The following is a 23776-nucleotide window of genomic DNA, read 5'->3' on the forward strand; positions in this document are numbered from 1 at the left end:
CAAGTTATGCATAAACAAAAGTTTGGTATTGTGCTTATCACAATCTTTCTTTCTTTGTTTTTTCTTGTGATGGCTATAGGCTATACTATATCGTATAGCCCTGGGGTCTTCCCTGATGAATTTGCTCACATGGCATACATAATTGATGTCATGAATAAAGGTTTTCCAGACTATGCAAGTGGAATAATCTTCTCAAGTTTTAAGTTAAATTATCTCAATCATCCAGCATTATATTACCTCATTGTTGGAAAGTTAGTAAGCTTCTTTCATTTTCAATACATGTATGCTGATGTGGGGCGTTATTTAAATATACTAATTTCTATTTTTATAATTATATTAACTTGTAAAATGCTCTTTTCAACCACCCAATCTGTCATGGCAACATTTATTGGTGGAGCTTTTTTAATTACCATTCCAATGTTTGTTGTGTCTGGAAGCGCTGTTAGTAACGATCAAATAAATGTTTTTGGTTGTACACTGGTTGTCTATGGATTGCTTAAATTGATGGATGACCATAAAGAAAATAAAATTTTGACGTCTAGTATTATTTCAATTTGCTTCGGTGGCGTTATTGCTTCACTAAGTAAAGCTACAGGATCACTAGCTATAGTGTGTTTGTTAACATCTGTTGCATTTTTCAATTTTTTAACAATAGTTAAAATAGTGAAAAAAGTAACTTTAATACAATGGATGATTATACTTTCATCACTTGCAATTGTTATTATCTACTTTACATATATATATGGTGCTTATGGAAAATTTTATCCCGCACCGCAAAGCAACCCTGCAATATGGTTTGCTATTGATAATCCAGGTGCAAAAATATTTGATCTTTCAGAGTTTGTTGTAAAATTCTTTCAAGCTAATTTTGTTACACTTACCGTACCTTACGGGCACGCTCCAATTGCTGATATAGAAATTAGAGTTGTAATCTTGAAACTAATCCTGGTAATAATCTCAGGAATGACTTGTTTTGTTATAATAAAAAGAATGTCATGTAATGATATTCATTATAAAATCTTATTTTCTTTTGTAGTTGCGTATGTGTTTTTTATTATTATCTATTTATATACGATAAGACAATTGCATGTGGATACTGGTTATATGGGTGCGATGCAGGCTAGGTATTTCTTTGGGTTTTTGCCTGTATATTCACTAGTAATTGCAAAAGTTATAACTGCTATAAATTCTAAAGTATCGAGATTAATTGTTTTTGTAATTATTATGTCAGGATTGGTTGCATCACTTTATCCTGCCTTAATAAGGCTTTCTGATTTCCACACACTGAAAGCGCTGACGGTTGTAGAACAGCCACAGTATAACATTAACTATGGCGATCTTACTAAAGGTCGGAAGTTTGAACAGGTGATTATTGCTGAATCTAATTCTATTAGAGGCGTTGAATTAATGCTGGCTACCTTTGCACGGCGTAATCATGGGGTTTTGGCACTTGATTTATCTAACCAAACGGGACAAGTAATTTATCGTAGTACAGTCAGACTAGATTCACTCAGAGATAATGCATACGCATGGTTTGATTTTCACCATACACCATTGATACGAAATGGAAAATATATTTTAAGTTTAAGGTGTGATGAGTGTACTAATATTAACACTATTACTTGGTGGGCCGCGAAAAAGGAATATGAGCCTCCTGTTTTTTTATTTACGAGGTTTGGGCCGGGTGCAGTAAGCTTGTATCCTAAAGGTAATGCTTATGTAGATGGTAAAGATGTTGGTGGCGCATTTGCATTTCGCTTGTATTTTTAAATAACATGTCGACGGGTTATTGTTTTTAGCCCGTTTTTTTTTAGATAATTTAAACTATCAGATAGTTGATAAAGCATCCTTTTAGTCTAATATTTAAAACTTGATTCACCATTGTTTTGTGAACATTCAATTCTGAATAGCAACCCATATACTTTATTCCCTTTGACGACCTAAACTTTAGATCATACTTTTTGTGCGCAAGGAGTCTGTATGAAGCAAACCAATCAGCAATGGCAGTCACGGCGTGAGCAAGCGGTTCCGCATGGAGTCGGCAATGCGTTGCCGGTCTATATTGAAAAAGCGAAAAATGCGGAAATTTGGGACGTTGAAGGCAAACGCTATATTGATTTCGCTTCTGGTATTGCGGTGCTCAATACCGGGCATAACCATCCCGCAGTCATTGACGCAGTGCGGCAACAGCTCGAACAATTTACCCATCCTTGTTTCCAGGTCACGCCATACGGTAACTATATTGAGCTTGCTGAACGGCTGAATAATTTGGTGCCGATAAGCGAACCTTGCCAGACCTTGTTCCTGACAACGGGCGCTGAAGCCGTGGAAAATGCCATTAAAGTGGCGCGTATTGCAACCGGGCGATCGGCCATTATTGCGTTTCGTGGCGCGTTCCATGGACGCACGCTACTGGGCATGGCGTTAACCGGTAAAGTTCAGCCGTATAAAAAAGGCTATGGCCCATTCCCGGCGGGCATCTATCACGCGCCATATCCTGCGGCTTATCTTGGCGTGAGTGATACTCAGGCGCTGGCGTCACTGGCGGGTATCTTTGCCGCTGATGTGTCGCCTGACGAAGTCGCCGCCATCATTATTGAACCGGTGCAGGGAGAAGGGGGCTTTTATGCCGCTTCAACTTCCTTTATGAAACAGCTGCGTGCGATCTGCGATAAGCACGGGATCGTGTTAATTGCCGATGAGATTCAAAGTGGTTTCTGCCGCACTGGTAAAACCTTTGCCATAGAACACAGCGGTGTAGAGCCTGACCTGGTCACCATGGCGAAAAGCCTGGCAGGTGGCTTCCCGTTGTCTGCGCTTGTCGGCAAAAAATCGCTGTTTGATAAAGCGATGCCGGGTGGGCTGGGCGGCACTTATGCAGGGTCGCCGGTGGCGATCGCGGCGGCTCTGGCCGTCACTGACATCATAGAGAAGGAAAATCTCAACCAACGTGCCCAGGAAATCGGTGAGCAGATCACCCGTCGTCTTCAGGAGATGGCTGAGCAATTTGACTGTATCGGCGATGTGCGTGGGCACGGCGCAATGATTGCGATGGAACTGGTCGAAGAGGGTGACAGCCATCGTCCGAATAAAGAATTAACTCAGGCACTTGTCAAAGAAGCAGGCAAGCAGGGGCTGGTTTTATTGTCCTGTGGCGTGCGTGCGAATGTGATTCGTTTTCTTGTCCCATTAACAGCTGAAAAAGAAATTGTTAATGAGGGCCTCAACATCTTGTCTTCTTGCCTCGAATTAGTGCAAAATACGCGCCTCACTAAATGAGAACAAAAAACCGACGTTAAACGCGTCGGTTATTTTTTTGCATTAAGTTCAAGCAGTCAAACAGGCATCCGCCAAAAAAACCAAGAGGCCGGGCTTCGTACCGGATAGATACTAGCTTTTAAAAAACGACAGTCGTGTCGCCGAGGAAATTCAGATGGGGCAGCTTTTTGCTTTTGCGCATGTATTCGCCGTTTGGGGGAATGACCATGTCGCTTAACGTCACCGCAGGTGCAAAATCTCGTGTTGAACTCCGTAAGAGCCTTACGCTCATACCGGTAGTTATGATGGGCCTTGCTTATATGCAGCCTATGACCTTGTTCGATACATTTGGGATTGTATCTGGCCTTACCGACGGACATGTCGCGACGGCTTACGCGTTTGCCCTAGTGGCAATTTTGTTCACCGCGTTAAGTTATGGAAAGCTAGTACGCCGCTTCCCGTCTGCGGGTTCCGCTTATACCTACGCTCAAAAAGCTATCCACCCGGTGGTTGGTTTTATGGTGGGTTGGTCAGCACTGCTTGATTATCTGTTTATGCCGATGATCAACATCCTGCTGGCAAAAATCTACTTTGAAGCCTTAGTGCCATCTATCCCGTCGTGGATTTTCGTGGTGCTTCTGGTGGGCTTCATGACTATCTCCAACCTGCGCGGCATTAAAACCGTGGCAAACTTCAACAGCCTGATTGTTGTGTTGCAGATGGTGGTGATGGTGGTGATTACCGGTCTGGTGATTTACGGCGTTGCTAATGGCGAAGGTGCCGGCACGTTAGCCAGTACGCGTCCATTCTGGTCTGAGCACGCAAACGTCGTGCCGATGATCACGGGTGCCACCATACTCTGCTTCTCTTTCCTCGGATTTGACGGCATCAGCTCGCTGTCCGAAGAAACCAAAGATGCAGGCCGTGTCATCCCGAAAGCGATTTTCCTGACTGCCCTGATTGGCGGCGTGATCTTCGTTGTGGTGTCTTACTTCCTGCAACTGTACTTCCCGGATATCTCTCGCTTCCATGATCCGGACGCTTCACAGCCAGAAATCATGCTGTTCGTGGCAGGCAAAGCCTTCCAGTTCGGTATCCTGATTTTCTCCTGTGTTACCGTTCTGGCTTCTGGTATGGCGGCACATGCGGGCGTTTCTCGCCTGATGTATGTAATGGGTCGTGATGGTGTGTTCCCGGAGCGTTTCTTCGGCTACATTCATCCGAAATGGCGTACCCCTGCATTGAACGTGGTTCTGGTAGGTATCATTGCGCTGTTCGCCGTGAAGTTTGACCTGGTCACCGCAACAGCCCTGATTAACTTTGGTGCGCTGGTGGCGTTCACCTTCGTGAACCTGTCGGTGATTTCCCAGTTCTGGATCCGCGAAGGCCGTAACAAGTCCATCAAAGATCACATCAACTATCTGGTGCTGCCAACTTGTGGCGCGCTGACAGTGGGTGCGCTGTGGATTAACCTGGAAGAAAGCTCGATGATTCTGGGTCTGATTTGGGCGGCTATCGGCCTGACCTATCTGGCCTTCGTGACTCGTCGCTTCCGTAACCCGGTCCCACAATTCAACGAAGACCTGGCGTAATCGCTGAGTATGAAAAAGGCCGCGAAAGCGGCCTTTTTGTTTTATACCGTTTTGTATCATTTGTAAGTCGGATAAGCGCAGGGTCATCCGACAACGTGCTTAAAAAACTAACCCACCAAAAACTGCGCGTACTCAAACAATGCCTTAAGCAACGCGGTCTTCTCTTTATCATCTTCATGCAGGTTATATAGCGCCTCAAGTTCTTGCGCGTAGGCTTGCAACGCCTCCTGAGACAACACCTCACGACGATGCTGTAACCAGCGTTGCTGCTCGGCTTCATCCAGCGTGCCGGGGAAGTTACGTGCCCGATAATTAAACAGCAATTTCTCAATACGCTTATCGGCAAAAGTGATATCCAGCGCGGGCAGATTCTGCGGATCGGTTTCCAACACAATGCGCATGGCTGCGCGGTCGGCATCGCTGAAAAAGCCGTTATACAGTTGCGCATCAACATTATCGGACGGCACAAAAGGTTCTGCTTCAGCAAAAATAGCCACGGCTTTTTCGCGTACTGAAGGGTGCTCACGCAGCAATTTCAGGTTGTCCAGGCAACGTTTGCGATCGATACCCAACCGTTCCGCATCTTCTGGCCTGAGCGTGTTAGCCACCGCCAGAACCGGGCATTTATTCAGATGTACCAGCTTGATTGGTACGGCCGCAGTATCACCCAGTGCGGCTTTCGGCGTGTATAACCGCTCGCGCAACGCATCTGCATCCAGCTCAAGCAGCGGAGAAATATCACCCGCCAGGTCGACCATAATCACCGCATTGCGGTTGTCCGGACGCCAGGCAAGCGGGGCAATCCAGCTGGTGTTACCGCGCCACGCGCCAAACATTCCCGAAACATGAACCAGCGGCTTCATCTGCGGAATATCAATCAGCGTCGTGAGTTTGTGCTTCGAGCGATGGCTGTAGAGATAATCAAACAGGCGCGGCTGGCGAGTTTTGACCAGTTGCGCCATCGCGATGGTGGCATACACATCCGACATTGCATCATGCGCATTCGCATGTTCAATCCCGTTGGCTTTGGTCAAATGTTCGAGGCGAAAACTCGGCAGCCCTTCATCGTTCTCTGGCCAGACAATACCTTCCGGGCGCAGGGCATAACAGGCGCGCATCACATCGAGCAAATCCCAGCGCGAGTTATCGTTTTGCCAGCTCCAGCCATACGGATCATAAAAGTTACGATAGAAAATATTGCGCGTCACTTCATCATCGAAACGCACATTGTTGTAGCCGACGACGCAGGTTTTCGGCTGGGTGAAAATAGAATGGATGCGCTTCGCAAAATCCGCTTCGTTCACCCCACGCGCCAGCGCTTGTTGCGGAGTAATACCGGTAATCATCACTGCTTCTGGCTGAGGCAAATAGTCATCCGCCGGTTTGCAGTAAAAGACTTCCGGTTCACCAATAATATTAAATTCGGAGTCAGTACGGATGGCCGCGAATTGCGCCGGGCGGTCAAGTGACGGGCTTTTACCAAAAGTCTCATAATCATGAAAAAGGAAGGTCGGTTGTTGCGTTGTATTATCCACGATTTACTTCCGCCCTTGAGTGTTGTTTAACGTACTGTTATTAAACTGAAATACCACTAAAACCCTCTCCATGTATCAATCATTGCCATCGGGTGCTGCAACCGCCAATGGTAAACCATTAACCGGCCTGTAAGAAGTCTGCTCTATGGCCGAATAGTATATTCCTCAACTGTATGTGAGCGGTCTCATTCATATCTTTTTGCAATTTAATTGCGAAAAAAGTGACAAACTGCAGTAAAAGAGGCGGCTGAATTTATTGTTACCGAGGGTATATCGTTGAAGATCCGTCTGTTTGCTGTCATTTCCCTGCTGTCATTTTCTGCTCACTCCGCATTTGCCGACGACACCTTTGTTAACGCACCTCCTCCTCCACAAATTCAGGCTGGCTCATGGGTATTGATGGATTACACCACCGGGCAAATTCTGGCTGCAGAAAATGAGCATGTTCGACGCAACCCTGCGAGTCTGACCAAACTGATGACCGGCTACGTGGTCGACCGCGCGATTGATAGCGGCCGAATCTCGGCGAACGACATCGTGACCGTCGGTAAAGATGCCTGGGCAAAAGGCAATCCGGTCTTTGACGGTTCGTCGCTCATGTTCCTGAAAGCGGGGGACCGGCTGACAGTGCACGACCTGAGCCGCGGACTGATTATTGATTCCGGTAACGATGCGTGTGTCGCACTGGCCGATTACGTAGCCGGTGGGCAGCCACAATTTGTGGCGATGATGAATAAATACGTACAGCAACTGCACCTGCGCGATACCCATTTTGAAACAGTTCATGGCCTGGATGCGCCAGGTCAGCACAGTTCAGCCTATGATCTTGCGATCCTTTCTCGCGCCATCATTCACGGCGAGCCAGATTTTTACCATATGTACAGCGAGCGCAGCCTCACCTGGAATGGCATCACACAGCAAAACCGCAATGGCTTGTTATGGGACAAAGGGCTGAATGTGGATGGTTTGAAAACGGGCCATACCGCGAGTGCAGGCTTTAACCTTATTGCTTCAAGCGTGGTCGGCGAGCGCCGTTTGATTGCCGTGGTGATGGGTGCGGAAAGTCCGAAAGGGCGCGAAGACCAGGCGCGTAAATTGCTGCACTGGGGCCAGGATAACTTCGACACCGTCCAGGTTCTGCATAAAGGCAAAAAAATTGGCACGGAGGCCATCTGGTATGGCGATAAAAAGCAGGTCGAAGTGGGAACCACTCAGGATGTATTTTTGGCTCTGCCAAAGTCTGAAGTGCCGAACATTAAAGCCAAATATGTTCTCGATAAACAAGATATTGAAGCGCCCATTGCCGCCAATCAGCATGTGGGCGAAATCGAGCTCTTTGATCGCGACAAGCTGATTGCACACTGGCCGTTAGTGACGTTGTCTGATGTCAAAAAAGGCAGTGCGTGGTCACGATTGGGTGACTATATCAGCCACAAACTGTAATTCATCCAGCGGGTACACAACGGGTCGGCAGTAATGTCGGCCCGTTTTTATTGGCTGTACTATGCTCTACAACGACGTTTTGCAAAAAGCGATCCTGCTCGCAAAGCAACCACATCACCCTGACAAAGGATTGTTTGCCTGCACTAGAGTGGTGTATAAACATACAGTGTTTTTTAATCAGGTCAGGAGGTGATATGGAATTTAACGTACAACAAGTTCATGAGCGTAGAGTCGCTGGTTTTCATATGGTTGGGCCGTGGGAGCAAACGGTTCACCAGGGCTTTGAACAACTTGCCTTGTGGGTGAAAACCCACAAGATAGTCGGCGAACAGTGGCTGGCGGTTTACTACGACAATCCCGATTTAGTGCCCGCAGAAAAATTACGCTGCGATACCGTAGTCTCGGTGTCGGAAGACTTTACCGTGCCGGATAACAGCGAAGGCGTCATCGTCACCAGCATCGAAGGCGGGCAGTACGCGGTGGCCCGTGCCCGCGTTGACGACGGCGATTTTGCCAAACCATGGAATCTCTTTTTCGACAGCGTCCTCGATAGCAATAGCTACGTGATAACCGGAAAACCGTGCTTCGAACACTATCTGAACGACGGATCAGAAAGTGGAGTATGGGAAATAGACATGTATATTCCGGTGGCAGATCAAGTCTGAAGCTAAAGGGGGCGTATGCCCCCTAACTTTGTGATGCCCGTACAAAAAAAACAGGTACAATCCCGTTTTTTATTTTCTGGGGAGCTGAGTGTGCGTCCTGACAAATCACTAAGCCCATTTGAGATCCGTATTTATCGCAATTACCGCACAGTGCATGGTATCCGCATCGCGCTGGCATTTGTTCTCACATTCCTGATTGTCCATCTTCTGAAAGTGCCAGAAGGGACATGGCCGCTTATCACACTCGTGGTAGTGATGGGGCCGATCTCGTTTTGGGGCAACGTCGTGCCACGCGCCTTTGAGCGTATCGGGGGGACGATTTGCGGTGCAGTCATGGGCCTTGTGGCGCTGAAACTTGAACTGTTTTCCCTACCACTGATGTTGGTGTGGTGCGCCATCGCCATGTTTATCTGCGGCTATCTGGCATTAGGGAAACGTCCGTATCAGGCTTTGCTGATTGGCATCACCCTTGCCGTGGTGGTGGGTGCTCCCGCGGGTGACATGGAGATCGCTCTCTGGCGTAGCGGGGATGTTATCTTTGGTTCACTGTTGGCGATGCTTTTTACCAGTGTTTATCCGCAACGCGCCTTTATCCACTGGCGTATACAAATGGCGAACTTCGTCACCGCCTTTGGTCGGGTTTACAACGCCGGTTTTTCACCTAACTTATTAGAGCGTCCGCGTCTGGAAAAACACTTGCAGAAAGTGCTGGGCGATGTGGTGAGAATGCGCGCGCTTATTGGCCCGAGCAGTAAAGAAACCCACATTCAAAAATCGATATTCGAGGCCATCCAAACCGTCAGCCGCAATATGGTGTGCACACTGGAATTGCAGGTCAATGCTTACTGGGCTTCCCGCGAAAGTCACTTCCTGATGATCAATGCGCACACGTTGCGTGAAACGCAACAAATGACGCAAGGGACGCTTGCCGCAATCGCTCTTGCTTTGCACGATGGCAATCCGTCACCTATTTCGGCAAACAATGAAAAGCTGACTGAAATCGTCAGCGAACTGCGCGAGCTGATGCAGAATGGCCAAAATGGGAACTTTCAGGAAACGCCAATTCATGGTTACGTTTGGTTGAGTCTGGAGCTAGCTCGTCAACTAGAATTGCTGTCACAGTTGATCTGTCGCGCGTTACGCAAATAATTGCTTAATCTGATGTGAATTGCTGGTTTCGATTCAGCAGCTTTTGAGGTTAAGATAGCGAAATAGACCAATCGCCTGTACTGTTCGGGTTGTCGCCTCGTATCACGCAGCTTGAAGTAGAACGGAGCGCCCCAAAGTATGATGGGGCAAAAGAATTGTCAGCGGCCGCCGCTACCATTAAAGTAATCTTATGGCGGCTGTCTTAACGAATCCGAGTATGAAATTAGCAGGGGTATAAAAATGGAACCAATTAAACCATCTTTCCAGGACGTGCTTGAGTTCGTGCGTCTGTTCCGTCGTAAAAACAAACTGCAGCGTGAAATCCAGGACGTTCAGAAAAAAATCCGTGATAACTCAAAACGCGTTCTGCTGCTTGATAACCTGAGCGACTACATCAAGCCAGGGATGAGCATCGAAGCTATTCAGGGCATCATCGCCAGCATGAAAACTGACTATGAAGACCGTGTTGATGACTACATCATCAAAAACGCTGAGCTGTCTAAAGAACGTCGTGAAATTTCCAAAAAACTGAAAGTGATGGGCGAAATTAAGCCTGAGTAGTTATAGTTTCTTCGTAGGTCGGTTAAGCGTAGCGCCAACCGACGCCAACTGGCTGTCACTACGGATGAAAATGGTGGATGACGCTATCGCTTCTCCACCCTACAGAATTTTTAGTATAAACCGCCATTTCGGCGGTTTTTTTTCGCTTCAACTCAACGCACGCCGCCTGCGACCATCTTTACCAAATGCTGGCGCGGGTAGTGTGAATCACCGTCCAGGCGATTAATCTGCCAGAGTAATTTCTCAGCATCATGTTTGCGAACGTCGAGCATTAATCCCACTACGCTGCCGCTATGCGCCACGTTCAGGCCGTACAAATCAAACTCTTCGACCAGCGCTAACAGCTGTGAAAACAACGGTTTTGCCAGTAACGTTTGGCTGGCGACTGCGCTTTGCGTGGCGGCTTCTCCCAGTAAGCGAGGATCTTGCATCCTGCAACTTTGTTGCAATCGATGCCACGCCTCATCAAGCGCTGCGGCATGGCTGAATAACGCAGACTCGCGCTGATGACGACGATAGTCCTCAGTCAAAATCGTGGTATCACTTTCGAGTAACAGGATATCCACTGCTGGCGCAGCCTGGCAGCTAAACTGCGTTCGCGCATTCAGATGGGAGAACAGCGTCGGCAAAACAAAAATCGTGCTGTCGGTCGGTTCAATGTTTACACATAAAGCTGCAAGGATGGATTCGCTGAGCGTTTCCCCCAAATGCCGGGCGGTCGCCACGGCGGTGGCGGCAATATCGGCGGTACTGCTGGCAAGCCCTTTGCCTACAGGGATGGTGGAGTCCAGCGCAATACTCAGGCTATTGGCGACCGTAACGGAGTAGCCAAAATGGGCCACAACCTGTTCCAGCATCTGGCGCATGCGTGGGCGCTCTTCGCCAGACGGCACGCCTTCACGGACTTCAACGGTGCTAAACCAGTCGATAGGGCATGAAACCAGCTTTTCACTACCGCCAATCCAACCCTGAATAAATTCGCCGCAGGATGCCGGGCAACGTGCTTCAGCCATAACGGTGGCAACTCTCTTTCATCCTGGATCTCATTTTGTTTTCTTCGCCACAAGCCTTAAAAAATCATTAAAAATTGTTATAGCGCAACACTCAACATCTATTAGCTTTTACACTGTGTCCGCTTTTATGTATTCATGTGCGTGATTTGTTAGTCATCATGCACCAGGCCGGTAAATGTATCCGGCGCAAGATTGTATCGACAACTGACTCGTTTATGCCACGCGATTTACCCAAATAAATCCGTGGCTGGGAAGGGGGTGAAAATCCCCCGCAGCCCCCGCTGCTGTGATGCCGACGAACCCGCGAAACCACTGATCTCACGATTGGGAAGGGCGGGCGAGAGTGACGCTAAGCCAGAAGACCGACGAATCATTTAATTTAAACAACTCCTTCGGTGGGAAGTCAGTTGTCATCAGATGCGTGCGGCCTTCGGCTGCGCGCACGTGCTGACATCCGCGCTTTGCCGAAATGTAATAAGGCAACTATGGCAGCGGCAGCAAAACACGCATTCGTCATTGCAGGCACCAGCAGCGGCTGTGGGAAAACCACCGTTACGCTTGGGCTGCTGCGCGCCCTGATGCAACGCCACCTTCGCGTTCAACCTTTCAAAATCGGCCCCGATTATCTCGACAGCGGCTGGCACAGCGCCGTCACCGGCATTGCCTCGCGCAATCTTGATGCTTTCATGGTCCCAACAACTACCTTAAACGGTCTGTTTGCCAGACAGATGCAACAGGCGGATGTCGCGGTCATCGAAGGCGTGATGGGGTTATATGACGGCTACGGAACCGACCCAAATTATTGCAGCAGTGCGGCAATGGCAAAGCAACTGGGTTGTCCGGTGATCCTGCTGGTGGACGGCAAGGCCGTTTCCACCTCCATTGCCGCCACGGTGATGGGGTTCCAGCGTTTTGACCCCACGCTTAACATCGCGGGCGTTATCCTTAATCGCGTCAACAGCGACAGCCATTATCAACTGCTTGCCGGGGCCATTACCCGTTATTGCGGGTTGCCCGTATTAGGGCGCGTGCCGGTAATGGCCGATGTGGCTTTGCCGTCACGCCATCTGGGACTGGTCCCCGCGCAAGAAAATGTCCAGCATGATGACCGCTGGCAGACACTGGCGAAGCAAATTGAAGAAACGATCAATATCGACCATCTGCTGGCGTTAACTCGCCTGAACAGATTGCCAGATGGCGACACCTCTGGCATGGGCGACGGGGCTTCAGGCGAAGGGCTGACACTGGCGCTTGCCGAAGACGAAGCCTTCAACTTTTACTATCCGGATAATCTCGACATGCTCGAGCAGGCCGGAGTCACTATTCAGCGCTTCAGCCCCTTGCATGACACAAAGATCCCTGACTGCCAGATGATTTATCTTGGCGGCGGATACCCCGAAGTTCATGCATCCAGACTCGCCGCGAACCTTCCCATGCGCCAGTCCCTGCAAGACGCCCATCAGCGCCGCATCCCGCTGTACGCTGAATGCGGCGGCTTGATGTATCTGGGGGAGTCTCTTACCGATGGCGACGGGGAAACTCACGCCATGTGTGGCGTGCTTCCAGGTCATAGCCAGATGGGGAAACGCCTGACGCGTTTTGGCTACTGCGAAGCCACCGCGCGACAAGACACGTTGCTGGCCAAAAAAGGCGAAACCTTGCGCGGCCACGAGTTCCATTACTCCGATTTTCACGGCCCGTTACCTGCCGCACTCGACTGCTGTAAATGGCGTGATGGCGTCGCCCTTTCACGCTGGCAGGGGGGCGTTCAACATCAGGCTACCTTTGCCAGTTATCTGCACGTGCATTTTGCCCAACGACCTGGTTTGCTCAACCAGTGGTTATCTTCTGCGAGGAACTCTCTATGACATTGCTTGCCTGGGGTGTGGCCTGGTTACTGGATTACTGGCTGGGCGATCCCCCGCACTGGCCGCATCCGGTGCGCTGGATCGGTAATCTGATTAACTTCATGCAGCGCCAGATACGGCAGGTTTGCAAAAGCGATCGTGCACTGAAAATCGGTGGCGGCGTGCTTTGGCTGGTGGTGGTAGGCGTCACCTGGGGCGCGAGTTGGGGAGTGTTACACCTCGCCAGTCTGGTGCATCCGTGGCTCGGCTGGCTAGTGGAAGTGTGGATGATTTATACCGTACTTGCCGCCCGTTGCCTGAGCGATGCCGCACTCGAGGTCTATCGTGCCCTGAAAGAGGGAAGCTTAAGCGAAAGCCGGGAAAAATTGTCATGGATAGTGGGGCGCGATACCTCGCAACTGGAACGCCCGCAAATCACCCGTGCGGTGGTAGAAACCGTGGCGGAAAACAGCGTCGATGGCGTCATTGCACCGCTGTTTTTCCTGATGCTAGGCGGTGCACCGCTGGCGATGGCCTATAAAGCGGTCAACACGCTGGACTCGATGGTGGGGTACAAAACTGAAAAGTACCGCGCGATTGGCTATGTCAGCGCCCGTCTCGACGATCTCGCCAACTATGTTCCGGCTCGCCTGAGCTGGCTGTTGCTGACCATCGCGGCCTGTTGCTTACGTGCCAATCCACGTCAGGCCTTGCGCATCGGCTGGCGCGATCGCTACCAGCACAGCAGCCCCAACTGCGCCTGGCCTGAAGCCACGGTCGCAGGAGCGCTGGGGATCAGACTCGGCGGCCCGAACACCTATTTTGGCGAACGGGTAGAAAAACCGTGGATGGGCGATGAGCAGCGCGGCGTTGCCATCGACGACATTACTCGCACCATTCAACTCATGATGTTGGCTTCCCTGCTGGCTTTGCTGCTGTTTGCCGCAATGCGCGCACTCACACTTGGCATAGCTTAAGGACTCGCGATGAATTACCTGCAACAACCGCAGCTTATTGAGCAACATAGTTTTGAAATTATCAGTGAAATCATCGCGGAGCAGCGCCCGGAGTATCGTTTTCACGATGCCATTCAGGAGGCGATGATCAAGCGCGTCATCCATACCACCGCCGATTTTGAGTGGCTGGATATTTTGTGGTTCTCGCCGGATGTCATCGAACAACTTAGCCGTAGTTTGCAGCGTGGCTGCACCCTGTACACCGACACCACCATGGCGTTATCCGGCATAAATAAAACTCTGCTGGCGCAATTCGGCTGTCGTTGCCGTTGTTTTATCAGCGACCCGCGCGTGGTTGCTCACGCTAAAGAACAGAGCATTACCCGTTCGATGGCAGCGGTCGATCTCGCCTTGCAGGAAGAGGGCGAGAAGATCTTCGTCTTTGGTAACGCACCTACCGCGCTATTCCGGCTGCTCGAGAAAGGTGCGCAGCCCGCGGCGGTTATCGGGGTGCCGGTCGGGTTTGTCGGGGCTGAAGAGTCCAAAGAAGCGCTGGTGGAAAGCGGCTTACCGGCGATTGCAGCCCGGGGGCGCAAAGGCGGGAGTAATGTCGCGGCGGCAATTGTCAACGCGCTGCTTTACCGCTTGCGGGAGGCTCAGTGAGCGAGCAGCAAGCCGATTGCGTCTGGCATAAAGGCAAGGCCTACCGCAAAGGATACACCACGGGATCCTGCGCCACCGCTGCGGCACGCGTCGCGGCGTTGATGGTTTTGCGCCAGCACGTCATCGACCAGGTTTCTATCGTCACGCCTTCTGGCGTCACGCTGCATCTCAATGTCGAAATGCCGGTTATCGAAGGCCAACAGGCGACGGCAGCCATCCGCAAAGATGGCGGTGACGACGTGGATGCCACCCACGGCATGCTGATTTTCGCCCGCGTGCAGCTTAACGACAGCGGAATTATCACCCTGCGTGGCGGCACCGGGATTGGTGTGGTCACACGTAAAGGGATGGGTTTGCCAATCGGTGAGGCGGCGATTAACCGCACCCCACGCCAGACTATTGAAGCAGGCGTTCGCGAAGTCATCGGTGCGCAACGCGGCGCGGAGATTGAAATCTTCGCTCCGGAAGGCGTCGAGCGGGCGAAAAAAACCTACAACCACCGCCTCGGTATTCTGGGCGGCATTTCCATAATTGGCACCACCGGCATCGTGATGCCAATGTCGGAAGAGAGCTGGAAGCGTTCACTGGCGCTGGAGCTTGAAATGAAACGTGCCGCCGGGCTGGATAAAGTGATTCTGGTTCCGGGTAATCATGGCGAGCGCTTTGTGCGTGAACAACTGCAGTTGGACCCCGAATGTGTGGTGACGATGAGCAATTTCGTTGGCTACATGATTCAGGAAGCCGTCCGTCTGGAGTATCGCCACATTGTGCTGATTGGTCACCCCGGCAAACTGGTGAAAGTGGCCGCCGGGATATTCCACACCCACAGCCACATTGCCGACGGACGCATGGAAACGCTGGTCGCAAATCTGGCATTAATGGGCGCGCCGTTTGCTTTGCTCGACGCCGTCAGCCAGTGCGACACCACCGAAGCCGCCCTGGAAATCATCAGCGAACAGGGCTGGCAAGGGGTGTTTGAACGCCTGGCGACCCGCATCTGTGAACGCGTGGAAGAGATGCTGCGCTTTACCCAGTCACCACCGCAATGCGATGCCATTCTCTTCTCGTTTGATAACCAGATTTTAGGCAGCAACCGTCCGGTCGCTGACATTGCCGGAGCCTTGCGATGCTAACCGTCGTCGGAATTGGCCCGGGTGCCGCGCAATTCCTTACTTTGCAGGGACACAACGCTATCCAGGAAGCGGACATATTAGTCGGCGGCGCACGCCAGCTGGCGCTGTTTGCTCACTGTCGCGGCAAAACTCGTCTGCTCGATTCCGACCTCGACGGCTTAATCCTCTGGCTAAGTGAGCATCTTCATCAACGTGTGGTGGTGCTGGCCTCCGGCGACCCGTTGATTTACGGCATCGGCAAACGTCTGGCGGCCTGTTTCCCGCCGGAACAGCTGCGCATTATCCCTGGGATCAGCTCGATTCAATATCTGTGCGCTAAAGCTGCGGTCGATATGAACGACTTATGGATAACCAGCAGCCACGGGCGCGAGCCGGATTTCGCGGCGATTGCCGCGCACCAGAAAGTGGCAATGGTGACGGACAACATCATCGGGCCGTATGCCATCGCCCAGGCGTTACTGGCTCGTGGCCTGAATCCCACGCTCATTATTGGCGAGAATTTAACGTCAGCAGATGAACGCATCCATCGTCTGGCCGCCTGCGATGTCGCGAAAACCTACGCAATGAATGTGGTGGTGATCCTCAATGAAAGATGAACTTTTCTTACGTGGCGCACGCGTGCCAATGACCAAAGAAGTGGTGCGCACTCAGGCGCTGGAGCGGTTGCAGTTGCAGAACGCGCAACGGTTTATCGACATCGGCGCGGGCACCGGCAGCGTGTCTCTCGAGGCTGCACTGCGTTTTCCCCATTTGCGGGTAACAGCCATTGAACGCAACCCCGCCGCCCTGGAATTGATGGCGGAAAACCGTGAGCTTTTTGCCTGCCCGAACGTTGAGATTATCAACGGCTACGCCCCAATTAAGCTCGACGTGATGGCCGACGCGGTGTTTATCGGCGGCAGCGGCGGGCAGCTAACTGAGCTTATCGACTGGTCGCTGGCGCATTTGCACCCAGGCGGGCGTCTGGTGATGACGTTTATTTTGCTGGAAAACCTAACCTGCGCACTCACTCACCTCGAGCAGTGTAACGTAGGTGATTTTGACTGCCTGCAATTGCAGGTCGCACAACTCACTACGTTAGGCAGCGGTCACTATTTCAAACCGAACAATCCTACATTTTTGATTTCTTGCCTCAAGGAGGGAAGCCATGACTGCACTATTTGATACCCGTAAAGTCTGGTTCGTCGGTGCCGGCCCTGGCGACAAAGAACTGATCACCCTCAAAGGTTACCGCGTGCTGCAACAAGCGGAGGTGGTGATTTACGCCGGTTCACTCATCAATCCGGAACTGCTGGATTACTGCCAGGCGGGGGCGCAATGCCATGACAGCGCCGCGCTCAACCTTGAACAAATTATCGCGCTGATGGAAGAGGGGGTGAACGCAGGCAAGCTGGTGGTGCGCTTACAAACCGGCGATCTTTCGCTTTACGGCTCGATTCGCGAGCAGGGCGAAATGCTGACTGAAAGGGGCATTGGCTACGTTTCGGTGCCGGGAGTCAGTGCATTTTTGGGAGCCGCCGCGCAACTTGGCGTCGAGTACACCGTACCGGAAGTCTCGCAAAGCCTGATCATCACGCGGATTGAAGGGCGCACACCGATGCCGCCACTCGAACAGCTGGAATCATTCGCCAGGCATCAAACGTCGATGGCTATTTTCCTCTCGGTCCAGCGCATCAATCGCGTCACTGAGCGCCTGATTGAAGGGGGATACCCAGCCGATACCCCCGTTGCCGTGGTGTATAAAGCGACCTGGCCAGACTGCCAGGAACTGCGTGGCACGTTGACGGATATCGCTGAAAAAGTGCGCGAGGCCGGCATCCGCAAAACCGCACTGATCATGGTGGGTGCCTTTCTTGGCGAGGAGTATCACTACTCCAAACTTTACGACGCAGGGTTTAGCCATGAATACCGCAAAGCCTGAGTCGATAGCGCTGTTCTGCCTGACGCCCGGCGGTGTGGCGTTAGCCCAACGCTTGAGTGACGCACTGCCGCTGACCTGTTTTACCAGTGAAAAGCTGCTGCAACCGGGGTTTGTGCCATTCGGTGACAGTTTTGCGAAAACGGTAGAACAGGCGTTTAGCGAGTATTCCGCGCTGGTGTTTATCGCCGCTACGGGCATTGTGGTGCGGGTGATTGCACCGCTGTTAAACGACAAATTGCACGATCCGGCAGTGGTGGTGATGGATGAACGTGGTGAACACGTGATAAGCCTGCTTTCCGGTCATCTGGGTGGGGCGAACGATCTGACTCGCCGTTTAGCCGCCATTCTGCGGGCAACTGCGGTGATCACCACCGCCACCGATGTTAACCAGATGGCCGCGCTGGATACGCTGGCGGCGAAGCTTGACGCCACCACCCACGATTTCCGCCAGACCGTGAAAACCGTCAACCAAATGCTGGTGAGTCAAAAGCGCGTGGGTCTGTGGTGGGACCGTGATTTTGCACCTGACGCTGAACAGTTCGACACGCGGGGTTTTATTGCGGTCGACAGCCTTGATGCGCTGCCATCACTTGATGCCCTGGTGTGCGTCACGCTGCGTGATGCGCTGCCGCCGCAAGCCATTCCGCTGTATAAACTGGTGCCAAAACGTGTGGTGGCGGGGATCGGTTGTCGCCGTGATACTCCGCCGCACACCGTGGCAACACTGCTCAATCAGCAACTGGCTGCGAATCACTTTGATTCGCTGGCGTTGTGCGCCATTGGCAGCGTGTCTCTCAAACAAGATGAACCTGCATTACTGGAGCTGGCACAACGCTGCCAAATCCCCTTCCACATTTTTAGCGTTGACCAAATTGCCGGGCACGAGCAGCGCTTTCCGGCATCGGAATTTGTGCGCCTGACCGTTGGCGTAGGCAGCGTGTCACAACCCGCGGCGTGGCTGATGAGCAACGGCAAGCTGGTTGGCGACACCCTGCGCGAACAGGGCGTCACTATCACTTTAGGAGTTTCAGACAGATGTTAACGGTAATTGGGATTGGCCCCGGCAGTGAAGCCATGATGACTCAGGAAGCGATTGCTGCCCTGCAAGAAGCCGAAATTGTTGTCGGTTACAAAACCTACACCCACCTGGTGAAACCGCTAACGGGCGACAAACAGGTTATCAAAACCGGGATGTGCAAAGAGATTGAACGCTGCCAGACCGCCATCGAACTGGCGCAGGCCGGGCACAACGTGGCGTTAATCAGCAGTGGCGATGCCGGGATTTACGGTATGGCGGGTCTGGTGCTGGAGCTGGTGACCTCACAGCAACTGGATATTGAAGTGCGCCTGGTAGCCGGCATCACCGCCAGCATTGCCGCCGCATCACTGCTCGGCGCGCCATTGATGCACGACTTTTGCCATATTAGCCTCAGCGACTTACTGACGCCGTGGCCGGTTATCGAAAAACGCATTATTGCCGCCGCTTCGGCTGATTTTGTTATCTGCTTCTACAACCCGCGCAGCCGTGGCCGCGAAGGGCATCTGGCACGTGCATTTGAGTTGATGAGTGAGTTCACCGCCCCGCAAACGCCGGTTGGCGTGGTGAAAGCGGCGGGTCGCAAGAAAGAGCAAAAATGGATCACCACGTTTGGTGAGATGGACTTTGAGCCGGTTGATATGACCAGCCTGGTGATTGTTGGCAACAAAACCACTTTCGTTCGTAACGGCCTGATGATTACTCCGCGAGGTTATGAACTGTGAATACCCCAGGTCGGATAAACGAAGCGTCATCCGACATGATGTCCTCTGGGGCGGTACTGGTATTCGGCGGCACCAGCGATGCGCGGTTTATTTGCCAGATCCTCGATGAACATCGCATTGCGTACACCCTGTCGGTGGCAACCGCAGTCGGGGAGTCACTTGCGGGAAACATCGGGGGGCAGATTCGTGTTGGCCGCATTGATGCCAGTGAAATCGCAGACTGGCTGGTCAGGCACGGGGTGCGCTGGGTGATTGACGCCTCGCATCCGTACGCGGAACTGCTCAGTGCCAATATTGGCAACGCCTGCCAAAGCGTGGGCGTGACATTAAGCCGTTACCAGCGCCGCAGCGAACTCAATGACCTGGAACATCCGTTGCTGCACAAGGTAGCAAACCTGCAAGCCGCCTGCGCGGTGGCGCAACAATTTGGCCCGCGCGTGCTGCTGACTACCGGCAGCAAGGAGCTTGCGGCGTATCAACAAGGATTGCCGGGTAAAACGCTACTGGCACGCGTGTTGCCGACCCGCGAAGCGATCGCCGAGTGCGAAGCGTTGGGGTTGGGCGTCGACAATATCATCGCGTTACGTGGCCCGTTTAGCGCTGAGTTTAACGCAGCGATCTATGCCTTTTGCTCGCCTGATGTGGTTATCACTAAAGAGTCCGGCGCGGAAGGGGGTTATCTGGATAAGGTGTCTCCGGCGTTAATGCGAGGGATCCCCTGCATTGTGGTGACGCGCCCACAGCCACGGGTAAGTGGCCCTGAATTATTAGTTAGCCGTGAAGATGTGAGCCGCCGTGTTGCACGCTGGCTGCAAGAGAGGAAAGCATGAAAAAAGCCCTATTGGTTATCAGTTTTGGCACCAGCTACCACGACACCTGTGCCAAAAACATTGTCGCGTGTGAAGAACAACTCGCCAGCACTTTCGCTGACCGCGACCTGTTCCGCGCGTTCACTTCCGGCATGATTATTCGCAAACTGAAACAGCGCGATAATCTGGATATCGACTCCCCCGCGCAGGCGTTACGCCGCCTGGCCGGGTTGGGTTATCAGGACGTTGCCGTCCAGTCGCTGCACGTGATTAATGGCGATGAGTACGAAAAAATCTCCCGTGAAGTGCAAGCCCATAGCCACCTGTTCCAGCGCCTGGCTCTGGGTAACGCATTGTTGAGTGATTTCAACGACTACGAGCTATTACTGAGCGCGTTGCAAAGCCAGATGCCACCGCTGGAAGCCGACGAACGCGTCGTGTTTATGGGCCACGGTGCCAGCCATCACGCGTTTTCCGCTTATGCCTGTCTGGATCATTTAATGGCAGCTCGCCGTATTCCGGCACGAGTTGGCGCGGTAGAAAGCTATCCGGAAATCGACCTTATCGTGCGTGGTTTGCAACAAGACCAGGTTCGTAAAGTTCACCTGATGCCCTTGATGCTGGTGGCAGGGGACCACGCGATTAACGACATGGCGTCTGACGAAGAAGATTCCTGGAAAACGCAGTTGCAGGAAGCGGGAATCGAAGCCCAACCCTGGTTGCAAGGTCTGGGAGAAAACCCGCAAATCCGCGCGATGTTCGTTAACCATTTGCAGCGTGCGCTGGAGAAATCAGCAAACGAGGTCGCAGCATGAGTGGCCGTTTATATGCCCTTGGCACCGGTCCTGGTGCCAGTGACCTGATAACCGTCCGCGCGGCTCGCATTATCGGCAAGCTGGATGTGTTGTTCGCCCCGGCTGGTCGCAAAGGTGGCGACAGCCTGGCGCTTTCCATTGTGCGTGAATACCTTAGCGAAACGACCGAAGTGCGCACTTGTCACTTCCCGATGAGCGCGGATAACGACGAAAAGGCGCTGGTGTGGGATGAAACCGCCGCCGCGCTGATTCATGAAGTCGGGCAGGGTAAACAAGTGGGCTTTATCACGCTGGGTGACTCGATGTTATTCAGCACCTGGGTGTTTTTGCTGGCGCGCATCGGCAATCCGGAATGGCTGGAAATCGTCCCAGGCGTCACCTCTTTTGCCGCTATTGCATCCCGCGCGCAGTTGCCGCTGGCAATGGAGCAACAGTCGCTGGCAGTGATGTCATGTACTGCGTCACATCAGGCACTTAGCCAAGCTTTACGCGCGCATGACAGTGTGGTGCTGATGAAGGTGTACGGACGTTTCGCGCAAATCAAGGCGCTGTTGCAACACCTTGGGCTTATCGACCACGCCGTATTAATGAGTGAAGCAACCCTCCCGGGCGAGCAATGTTTCCGCAATCTGGACGAGGTGCCGGATGACCAGAAGCTGCCGTATTTTTCAACCATTCTGGTTAATAAGCAGTGGCGTAGATGAACATTCTGGTGGATGACGCTAACGCTTATCCACCCTACAAAACCGAACCGCGTAGCATTTGTAGGTCGGATAAGCGAAGCGTCATCCGACATTAATCGCGTAGGTCGGATAAGCGCAGCGTCATCCGACATAAATCCCGTAGGTCGGATAAGCGCATCGTCATCCGACATGAACCCCGTAGTTCGGATAAGCGAAGCGTCATCCGACATGAATCCTGTAGGTCGGATAAGCGCAGCGTCATCCGACATGAATACGCAAAGGAAAATGATGGAATCGTTACTAAAAAAACTCTCACTAAGCGGCCTTGGTATGGGGATGTTGCTACTCATCGTGCCGCAAGAAGCGTTCGCCATGCACATCATGGAAGGGTTCTTGCCGCCCATGTGGGCGCTGGCGTGGTGGATCCTGTTCTTGCCGTGTTTGTACGTTGGCCTGGTGCGTTTGCGCCAAATCGTGCAGCACGACAGCAACCAGAAGGTGCTGCTGGCACTGTGTGGCGCGTTTATTTTTGTCCTCTCGGCGCTCAAAATCCCCTCGGTAACCGGAAGCTGTTCGCACCCGACCGGCGTGGGTCTGGCGGTCATTCTATTTGGACCGGGTGTGGTGGCGGTTTTAGGCGCCATCGTGCTGCTGTTCCAGGCACTGTTACTCGCCCACGGCGGCCTTACGACGCTCGGTGCAAACGGTATGTCGATGGCGGTGATTGGGCCGGTGGTGGGTTATCTGGTCTGGACGCTTGCCTGCAAAGCGGGCGTGCGCCGCGACATTGGCGTCTTCTTGTGCGCGATGATTGCCGATTTAACCACCTATTTTGTCACCTCGATACAGCTCGGCGTGGCATTCCCCGACCCGCACTTTGGCGTCACCGGCTCGAGCATGAAATTCATGGGCATCTTCTGCCTGACGCAGATCCCGATTGCCATTGCCGAAGGTTTACTCACCGTGATGATTTACGACCAACTCACGAAGCGACAACTGCTTCCCGCCCGGAGTCAATAACATGAAAAAAACACTGATTTTGCTCGCCCTGGTGGTGGGACTGATGCTGGTGCCATTCTTTATTCCACACGGTGGCGAATACGGTGGCTCTGACGACCAGGCGGAAAGCCAGATTCTGGTGGTCGCCCCGCACTATAAACCGTGGTTCCAGCCGCTTTATGAACCGGCGAGCAGCGAAATTGAAAGCCTGCTGTTCACCTTGCAAGGTTCAATCGGTACGGCGGTGATCTTCTATATTCTGGGGTTCTATCGGGGCCGACGCGAAGACCATGCTGGGGATTGATAAACTCAGCTACCAGAGCCGCTGGTGCCGTGTATCACCGCTGCGTAAATTCGCGCTCTATCTGGTGATGATGGCGCTGGCGTTTGCTCTGCCGCCTGTTGGGCAGGCTGCATTATTGCTGGTGATTGCGGTTTTTACCTGCTGGCTGCTGTGCGTCGGCCCGTTGCGATATTTGCGCTGGCTGGCGGTGCCGCTGGGTTTTTTGCTGGCAGGCGTGGTAACCATCATCTTTAGCGCTGCGCATCAGGCGCAATCCTTATTGTGGAGCGTCCCGCTCGGCTCAATTTATCTGGGCATTGATGCACAAGGGCTGGTGATGGCAAATCAAACCTTCTGGCGCAGCCTCGCCGCACTGGCCGCGACCTACTGGCTGGTGCTGAATCTACCTTTTCCGCAATTAATCATCCTGTTGCAGCGCTGTCGGGTGCCGCGTTTGTTAACTGAGCAAATCCTGCTCACCTGGCGTTTTATTTTTATCCTGTTGGACGAAGCGCAGGCCATTCACCGTGCTCAGTCACTACGTTTCGGTTATCGTACGTTGCCTTGTGGATACCGCTCGCTGGCGATGCTAGTCAGCATGCTTTTTTCACGCGTGCTGCTGCGTTATCAACAAATGGTCACCACCCTGGATATCAAACTTTACCAGGGGGATTTCCACCTGTGAGAACC

The 23776-nt window shown here is 52.4% G+C and carries 25 protein-coding genes and 1 riboswitch; of the genes, 23 read left to right on the forward strand and 2 right to left on the reverse strand.

Features of this window, described 5'->3' with window-relative positions:
* Window positions 1-6 precede the first annotated feature (6 nt).
* From WBL83_RS16910 to WBL83_RS16925, 4 genes are all read left to right on the forward strand, one after another.
* Window positions 7-1770 (forward strand): hypothetical protein, encoded by a 1764-nt coding sequence (locus WBL83_RS16910; RefSeq protein WP_424590242.1) that lies wholly within the window; start codon window positions 7-9, stop codon window positions 1768-1770.
* Window positions 1771-1980: 210 nt separating this feature from the next.
* Window positions 1981-3279, forward strand: coding sequence for a 4-aminobutyrate--2-oxoglutarate transaminase (gene gabT / locus WBL83_RS16915; protein ID WP_424590243.1), 1299 nt, complete (start codon window positions 1981-1983; stop codon window positions 3277-3279).
* Window positions 3280-3433: 154 nt separating this feature from the next.
* On the forward strand, window positions 3434-3496 hold the full coding sequence (gene yoeI / locus WBL83_RS16920; RefSeq protein ID WP_120063352.1) for a membrane protein YoeI: 63 nt from the start codon (window positions 3434-3436) through the stop codon (window positions 3494-3496).
* Entirely contained in the window at window positions 3486-4850 is a 1365-nt protein-coding gene (locus WBL83_RS16925; RefSeq protein ID WP_424590244.1) for an APC family permease, read from the forward strand. The genes yoeI and WBL83_RS16925 overlap by 11 nt, the downstream gene beginning before the upstream one ends.
* Window positions 4851-4957: 107 nt before the next feature.
* On the opposite strand, the gene sbcB is transcribed toward WBL83_RS16925, so the two are convergent.
* Window positions 4958-6385, reverse strand: a complete 1428-nt coding sequence (gene sbcB, locus WBL83_RS16930; protein ID WP_424590245.1) for an exodeoxyribonuclease I — start codon at window positions 6383-6385, stop codon at window positions 4958-4960.
* 276 nt (window positions 6386-6661) lie between these two features.
* Here sbcB and dacD point away from each other — a divergent pair, with 276 nt between their 5' ends.
* The 4 genes from dacD (at window position 6662) to WBL83_RS16950 (ending at window position 10203) form a co-directional block, all read left to right on the forward strand.
* On the forward strand, window positions 6662-7828 hold the full coding sequence (gene dacD / locus WBL83_RS16935) for a serine-type D-Ala-D-Ala carboxypeptidase DacD (RefSeq protein WP_424590246.1): 1167 nt from the start codon (window positions 6662-6664) through the stop codon (window positions 7826-7828).
* A gap of 194 nt (window positions 7829-8022) precedes the next feature.
* On the forward strand, window positions 8023-8493 hold the full coding sequence (gene sbmC / locus WBL83_RS16940; protein ID WP_424590247.1) for a DNA gyrase inhibitor SbmC: 471 nt from the start codon (window positions 8023-8025) through the stop codon (window positions 8491-8493).
* A gap of 90 nt (window positions 8494-8583) precedes the next feature.
* Entirely contained in the window at window positions 8584-9642 is a 1059-nt protein-coding gene (locus WBL83_RS16945) for an FUSC family protein (RefSeq protein WP_424590248.1), read from the forward strand.
* A 240-nt stretch (window positions 9643-9882) separates the two neighbouring features.
* Window positions 9883-10203, forward strand: coding sequence for a DUF496 family protein (locus WBL83_RS16950; RefSeq protein WP_424590249.1), 321 nt, complete (start codon window positions 9883-9885; stop codon window positions 10201-10203).
* A 152-nt stretch (window positions 10204-10355) separates the two neighbouring features.
* Here WBL83_RS16950 and WBL83_RS16955 read toward each other — a convergent pair whose 3' ends face one another.
* Complete coding sequence (locus WBL83_RS16955) at window positions 10356-11216, reverse strand: GHMP kinase (RefSeq protein ID WP_424590250.1); 861 nt, start codon at window positions 11214-11216, stop codon at window positions 10356-10358.
* Window positions 11217-11408: 192 nt separating this feature from the next.
* Window positions 11409-11601, forward strand: a riboswitch (cobalamin riboswitch).
* Window positions 11602-11701: 100 nt separating this feature from the next.
* On the opposite strand from WBL83_RS16955, the gene WBL83_RS16960 reads away from it, so the two are divergent.
* From WBL83_RS16960 to WBL83_RS17030, 15 genes are all read left to right on the forward strand, one after another.
* Window positions 11702-13084: a cobyrinate a,c-diamide synthase gene (locus WBL83_RS16960; protein ID WP_424590251.1), complete on the forward strand. Its 1383-nt coding sequence runs from the start codon at window positions 11702-11704 to the stop codon at window positions 13082-13084.
* Window positions 13081-14040, forward strand: a complete 960-nt coding sequence (cbiB, locus tag WBL83_RS16965; RefSeq protein ID WP_424590252.1) for an adenosylcobinamide-phosphate synthase CbiB — start codon at window positions 13081-13083, stop codon at window positions 14038-14040. Before WBL83_RS16960 ends, cbiB begins: the two co-directional genes overlap by 4 nt.
* Window positions 14041-14049: 9 nt before the next feature.
* Window positions 14050-14682 (forward strand): cobalt-precorrin-8 methylmutase, encoded by a 633-nt coding sequence (locus WBL83_RS16970; protein ID WP_424590253.1) that lies wholly within the window; start codon window positions 14050-14052, stop codon window positions 14680-14682.
* Window positions 14679-15815 (forward strand): cobalt-precorrin-5B (C(1))-methyltransferase CbiD, encoded by a 1137-nt coding sequence (gene cbiD, locus WBL83_RS16975; protein ID WP_424590254.1) that lies wholly within the window; start codon window positions 14679-14681, stop codon window positions 15813-15815. Before WBL83_RS16970 ends, cbiD begins: the two co-directional genes overlap by 4 nt.
* A complete protein-coding gene (locus tag WBL83_RS16980; protein WP_424590255.1) occupies window positions 15809-16411 on the forward strand; it encodes a cobalt-precorrin-7 (C(5))-methyltransferase in 603 nt (200 codons plus the stop codon). Before cbiD ends, WBL83_RS16980 begins: the two co-directional genes overlap by 7 nt.
* Window positions 16401-16979 carry a decarboxylating cobalt-precorrin-6B (C(15))-methyltransferase gene (locus WBL83_RS16985; protein ID WP_424590256.1) on the forward strand — a complete coding sequence of 193 codons (579 nt, stop codon included), beginning with the start codon at window positions 16401-16403 and terminating at the stop codon, window positions 16977-16979. Before WBL83_RS16980 ends, WBL83_RS16985 begins: the two co-directional genes overlap by 11 nt.
* Window positions 16963-17736 carry a cobalt-precorrin-4 methyltransferase gene (locus tag WBL83_RS16990; protein ID WP_424590257.1) on the forward strand — a complete coding sequence of 258 codons (774 nt, stop codon included), beginning with the start codon at window positions 16963-16965 and terminating at the stop codon, window positions 17734-17736. The genes WBL83_RS16985 and WBL83_RS16990 overlap by 17 nt, the downstream gene beginning before the upstream one ends.
* A complete protein-coding gene (gene cbiG, locus WBL83_RS16995) occupies window positions 17717-18778 on the forward strand; it encodes a cobalt-precorrin 5A hydrolase (protein ID WP_424590258.1) in 1062 nt (353 codons plus the stop codon). Before WBL83_RS16990 ends, cbiG begins: the two co-directional genes overlap by 20 nt.
* Window positions 18772-19497, forward strand: coding sequence for a precorrin-3B C(17)-methyltransferase (locus WBL83_RS17000; protein WP_424590259.1), 726 nt, complete (start codon window positions 18772-18774; stop codon window positions 19495-19497). The genes cbiG and WBL83_RS17000 overlap by 7 nt, the downstream gene beginning before the upstream one ends.
* Window positions 19498-19535: 38 nt before the next feature.
* Entirely contained in the window at window positions 19536-20327 is a 792-nt protein-coding gene (locus WBL83_RS17005) for a cobalt-precorrin-6A reductase (protein ID WP_424590296.1), read from the forward strand.
* On the forward strand, window positions 20324-21121 hold the full coding sequence (cbiK, locus tag WBL83_RS17010) for a sirohydrochlorin cobaltochelatase (RefSeq protein ID WP_424590260.1): 798 nt from the start codon (window positions 20324-20326) through the stop codon (window positions 21119-21121). Before WBL83_RS17005 ends, cbiK begins: the two co-directional genes overlap by 4 nt.
* Window positions 21118-21825, forward strand: coding sequence for a cobalt-factor II C(20)-methyltransferase (locus WBL83_RS17015; protein WP_424590261.1), 708 nt, complete (start codon window positions 21118-21120; stop codon window positions 21823-21825). Before cbiK ends, WBL83_RS17015 begins: the two co-directional genes overlap by 4 nt.
* Before the next feature lie 267 nt (window positions 21826-22092).
* Window positions 22093-22824, forward strand: coding sequence for a cobalt ECF transporter S component CbiM (cbiM, locus tag WBL83_RS17020; RefSeq protein ID WP_424590262.1), 732 nt, complete (start codon window positions 22093-22095; stop codon window positions 22822-22824).
* Between the two features lies 1 nt (window position 22825).
* Entirely contained in the window at window positions 22826-23107 is a 282-nt protein-coding gene (locus WBL83_RS17025; protein ID WP_424590263.1) for an energy-coupling factor ABC transporter substrate-binding protein, read from the forward strand.
* Window positions 23094-23771 (forward strand): energy-coupling factor ABC transporter transmembrane protein, encoded by a 678-nt coding sequence (locus WBL83_RS17030; protein WP_424590264.1) that lies wholly within the window; start codon window positions 23094-23096, stop codon window positions 23769-23771. The genes WBL83_RS17025 and WBL83_RS17030 overlap by 14 nt, the downstream gene beginning before the upstream one ends.
* Window positions 23772-23776 lie beyond the last annotated feature (5 nt).

Source organism: Buttiauxella sp., from assembly GCF_049686335.1.
Classification (GTDB): Bacteria; Pseudomonadota; Gammaproteobacteria; order Enterobacterales; family Enterobacteriaceae; genus Buttiauxella.

Bases quoted from the DNA above. Each gene is read 5' to 3' on its own strand.
- WBL83_RS16910 (WP_424590242.1), top strand. From the start codon at position 7: ATGCATAAACAAAAGTTTGGTATTGTGCTTATCACAATCTTTCTTTCT.
- gabT (WP_424590243.1), top strand. From the start codon at position 1,981: ATGAAGCAAACCAATCAGCAATGGCAGTCACGGCGTGAGCAAGCGGTT.
- WBL83_RS16925 (WP_424590244.1), top strand. From the start codon at position 3,486: ATGTCGCTTAACGTCACCGCAGGTGCAAAATCTCGTGTTGAACTCCGT.
- sbmC (WP_424590247.1), top strand. From the start codon at position 8,023: ATGGAATTTAACGTACAACAAGTTCATGAGCGTAGAGTCGCTGGTTTT.
- WBL83_RS16950 (WP_424590249.1), top strand. From the start codon at position 9,883: ATGGAACCAATTAAACCATCTTTCCAGGACGTGCTTGAGTTCGTGCGT.
- WBL83_RS16955 (WP_424590250.1), bottom strand. From the start codon at position 11,216: ATGGCTGAAGCACGTTGCCCGGCATCCTGCGGCGAATTTATTCAGGGT.
- WBL83_RS16960 (WP_424590251.1), top strand. From the start codon at position 11,702: ATGGCAGCGGCAGCAAAACACGCATTCGTCATTGCAGGCACCAGCAGC.
- cbiB (WP_424590252.1), top strand. From the start codon at position 13,081: ATGACATTGCTTGCCTGGGGTGTGGCCTGGTTACTGGATTACTGGCTG.
- WBL83_RS16970 (WP_424590253.1), top strand. From the start codon at position 14,050: ATGAATTACCTGCAACAACCGCAGCTTATTGAGCAACATAGTTTTGAA.
- WBL83_RS16980 (WP_424590255.1), top strand. From the start codon at position 15,809: ATGCTAACCGTCGTCGGAATTGGCCCGGGTGCCGCGCAATTCCTTACT.
- WBL83_RS16985 (WP_424590256.1), top strand. From the start codon at position 16,401: ATGAAAGATGAACTTTTCTTACGTGGCGCACGCGTGCCAATGACCAAA.
- WBL83_RS16990 (WP_424590257.1), top strand. From the start codon at position 16,963: ATGACTGCACTATTTGATACCCGTAAAGTCTGGTTCGTCGGTGCCGGC.
- cbiG (WP_424590258.1), top strand. From the start codon at position 17,717: ATGAATACCGCAAAGCCTGAGTCGATAGCGCTGTTCTGCCTGACGCCC.
- WBL83_RS17000 (WP_424590259.1), top strand. From the start codon at position 18,772: ATGTTAACGGTAATTGGGATTGGCCCCGGCAGTGAAGCCATGATGACT.
- WBL83_RS17005 (WP_424590296.1), top strand. From the start codon at position 19,536: ATGTCCTCTGGGGCGGTACTGGTATTCGGCGGCACCAGCGATGCGCGG.
- cbiK (WP_424590260.1), top strand. From the start codon at position 20,324: ATGAAAAAAGCCCTATTGGTTATCAGTTTTGGCACCAGCTACCACGAC.
- WBL83_RS17015 (WP_424590261.1), top strand. From the start codon at position 21,118: ATGAGTGGCCGTTTATATGCCCTTGGCACCGGTCCTGGTGCCAGTGAC.
- cbiM (WP_424590262.1), top strand. From the start codon at position 22,093: ATGGAATCGTTACTAAAAAAACTCTCACTAAGCGGCCTTGGTATGGGG.
- WBL83_RS17025 (WP_424590263.1), top strand. From the start codon at position 22,826: ATGAAAAAAACACTGATTTTGCTCGCCCTGGTGGTGGGACTGATGCTG.
- WBL83_RS17030 (WP_424590264.1), top strand. From the start codon at position 23,094: ATGCTGGGGATTGATAAACTCAGCTACCAGAGCCGCTGGTGCCGTGTA.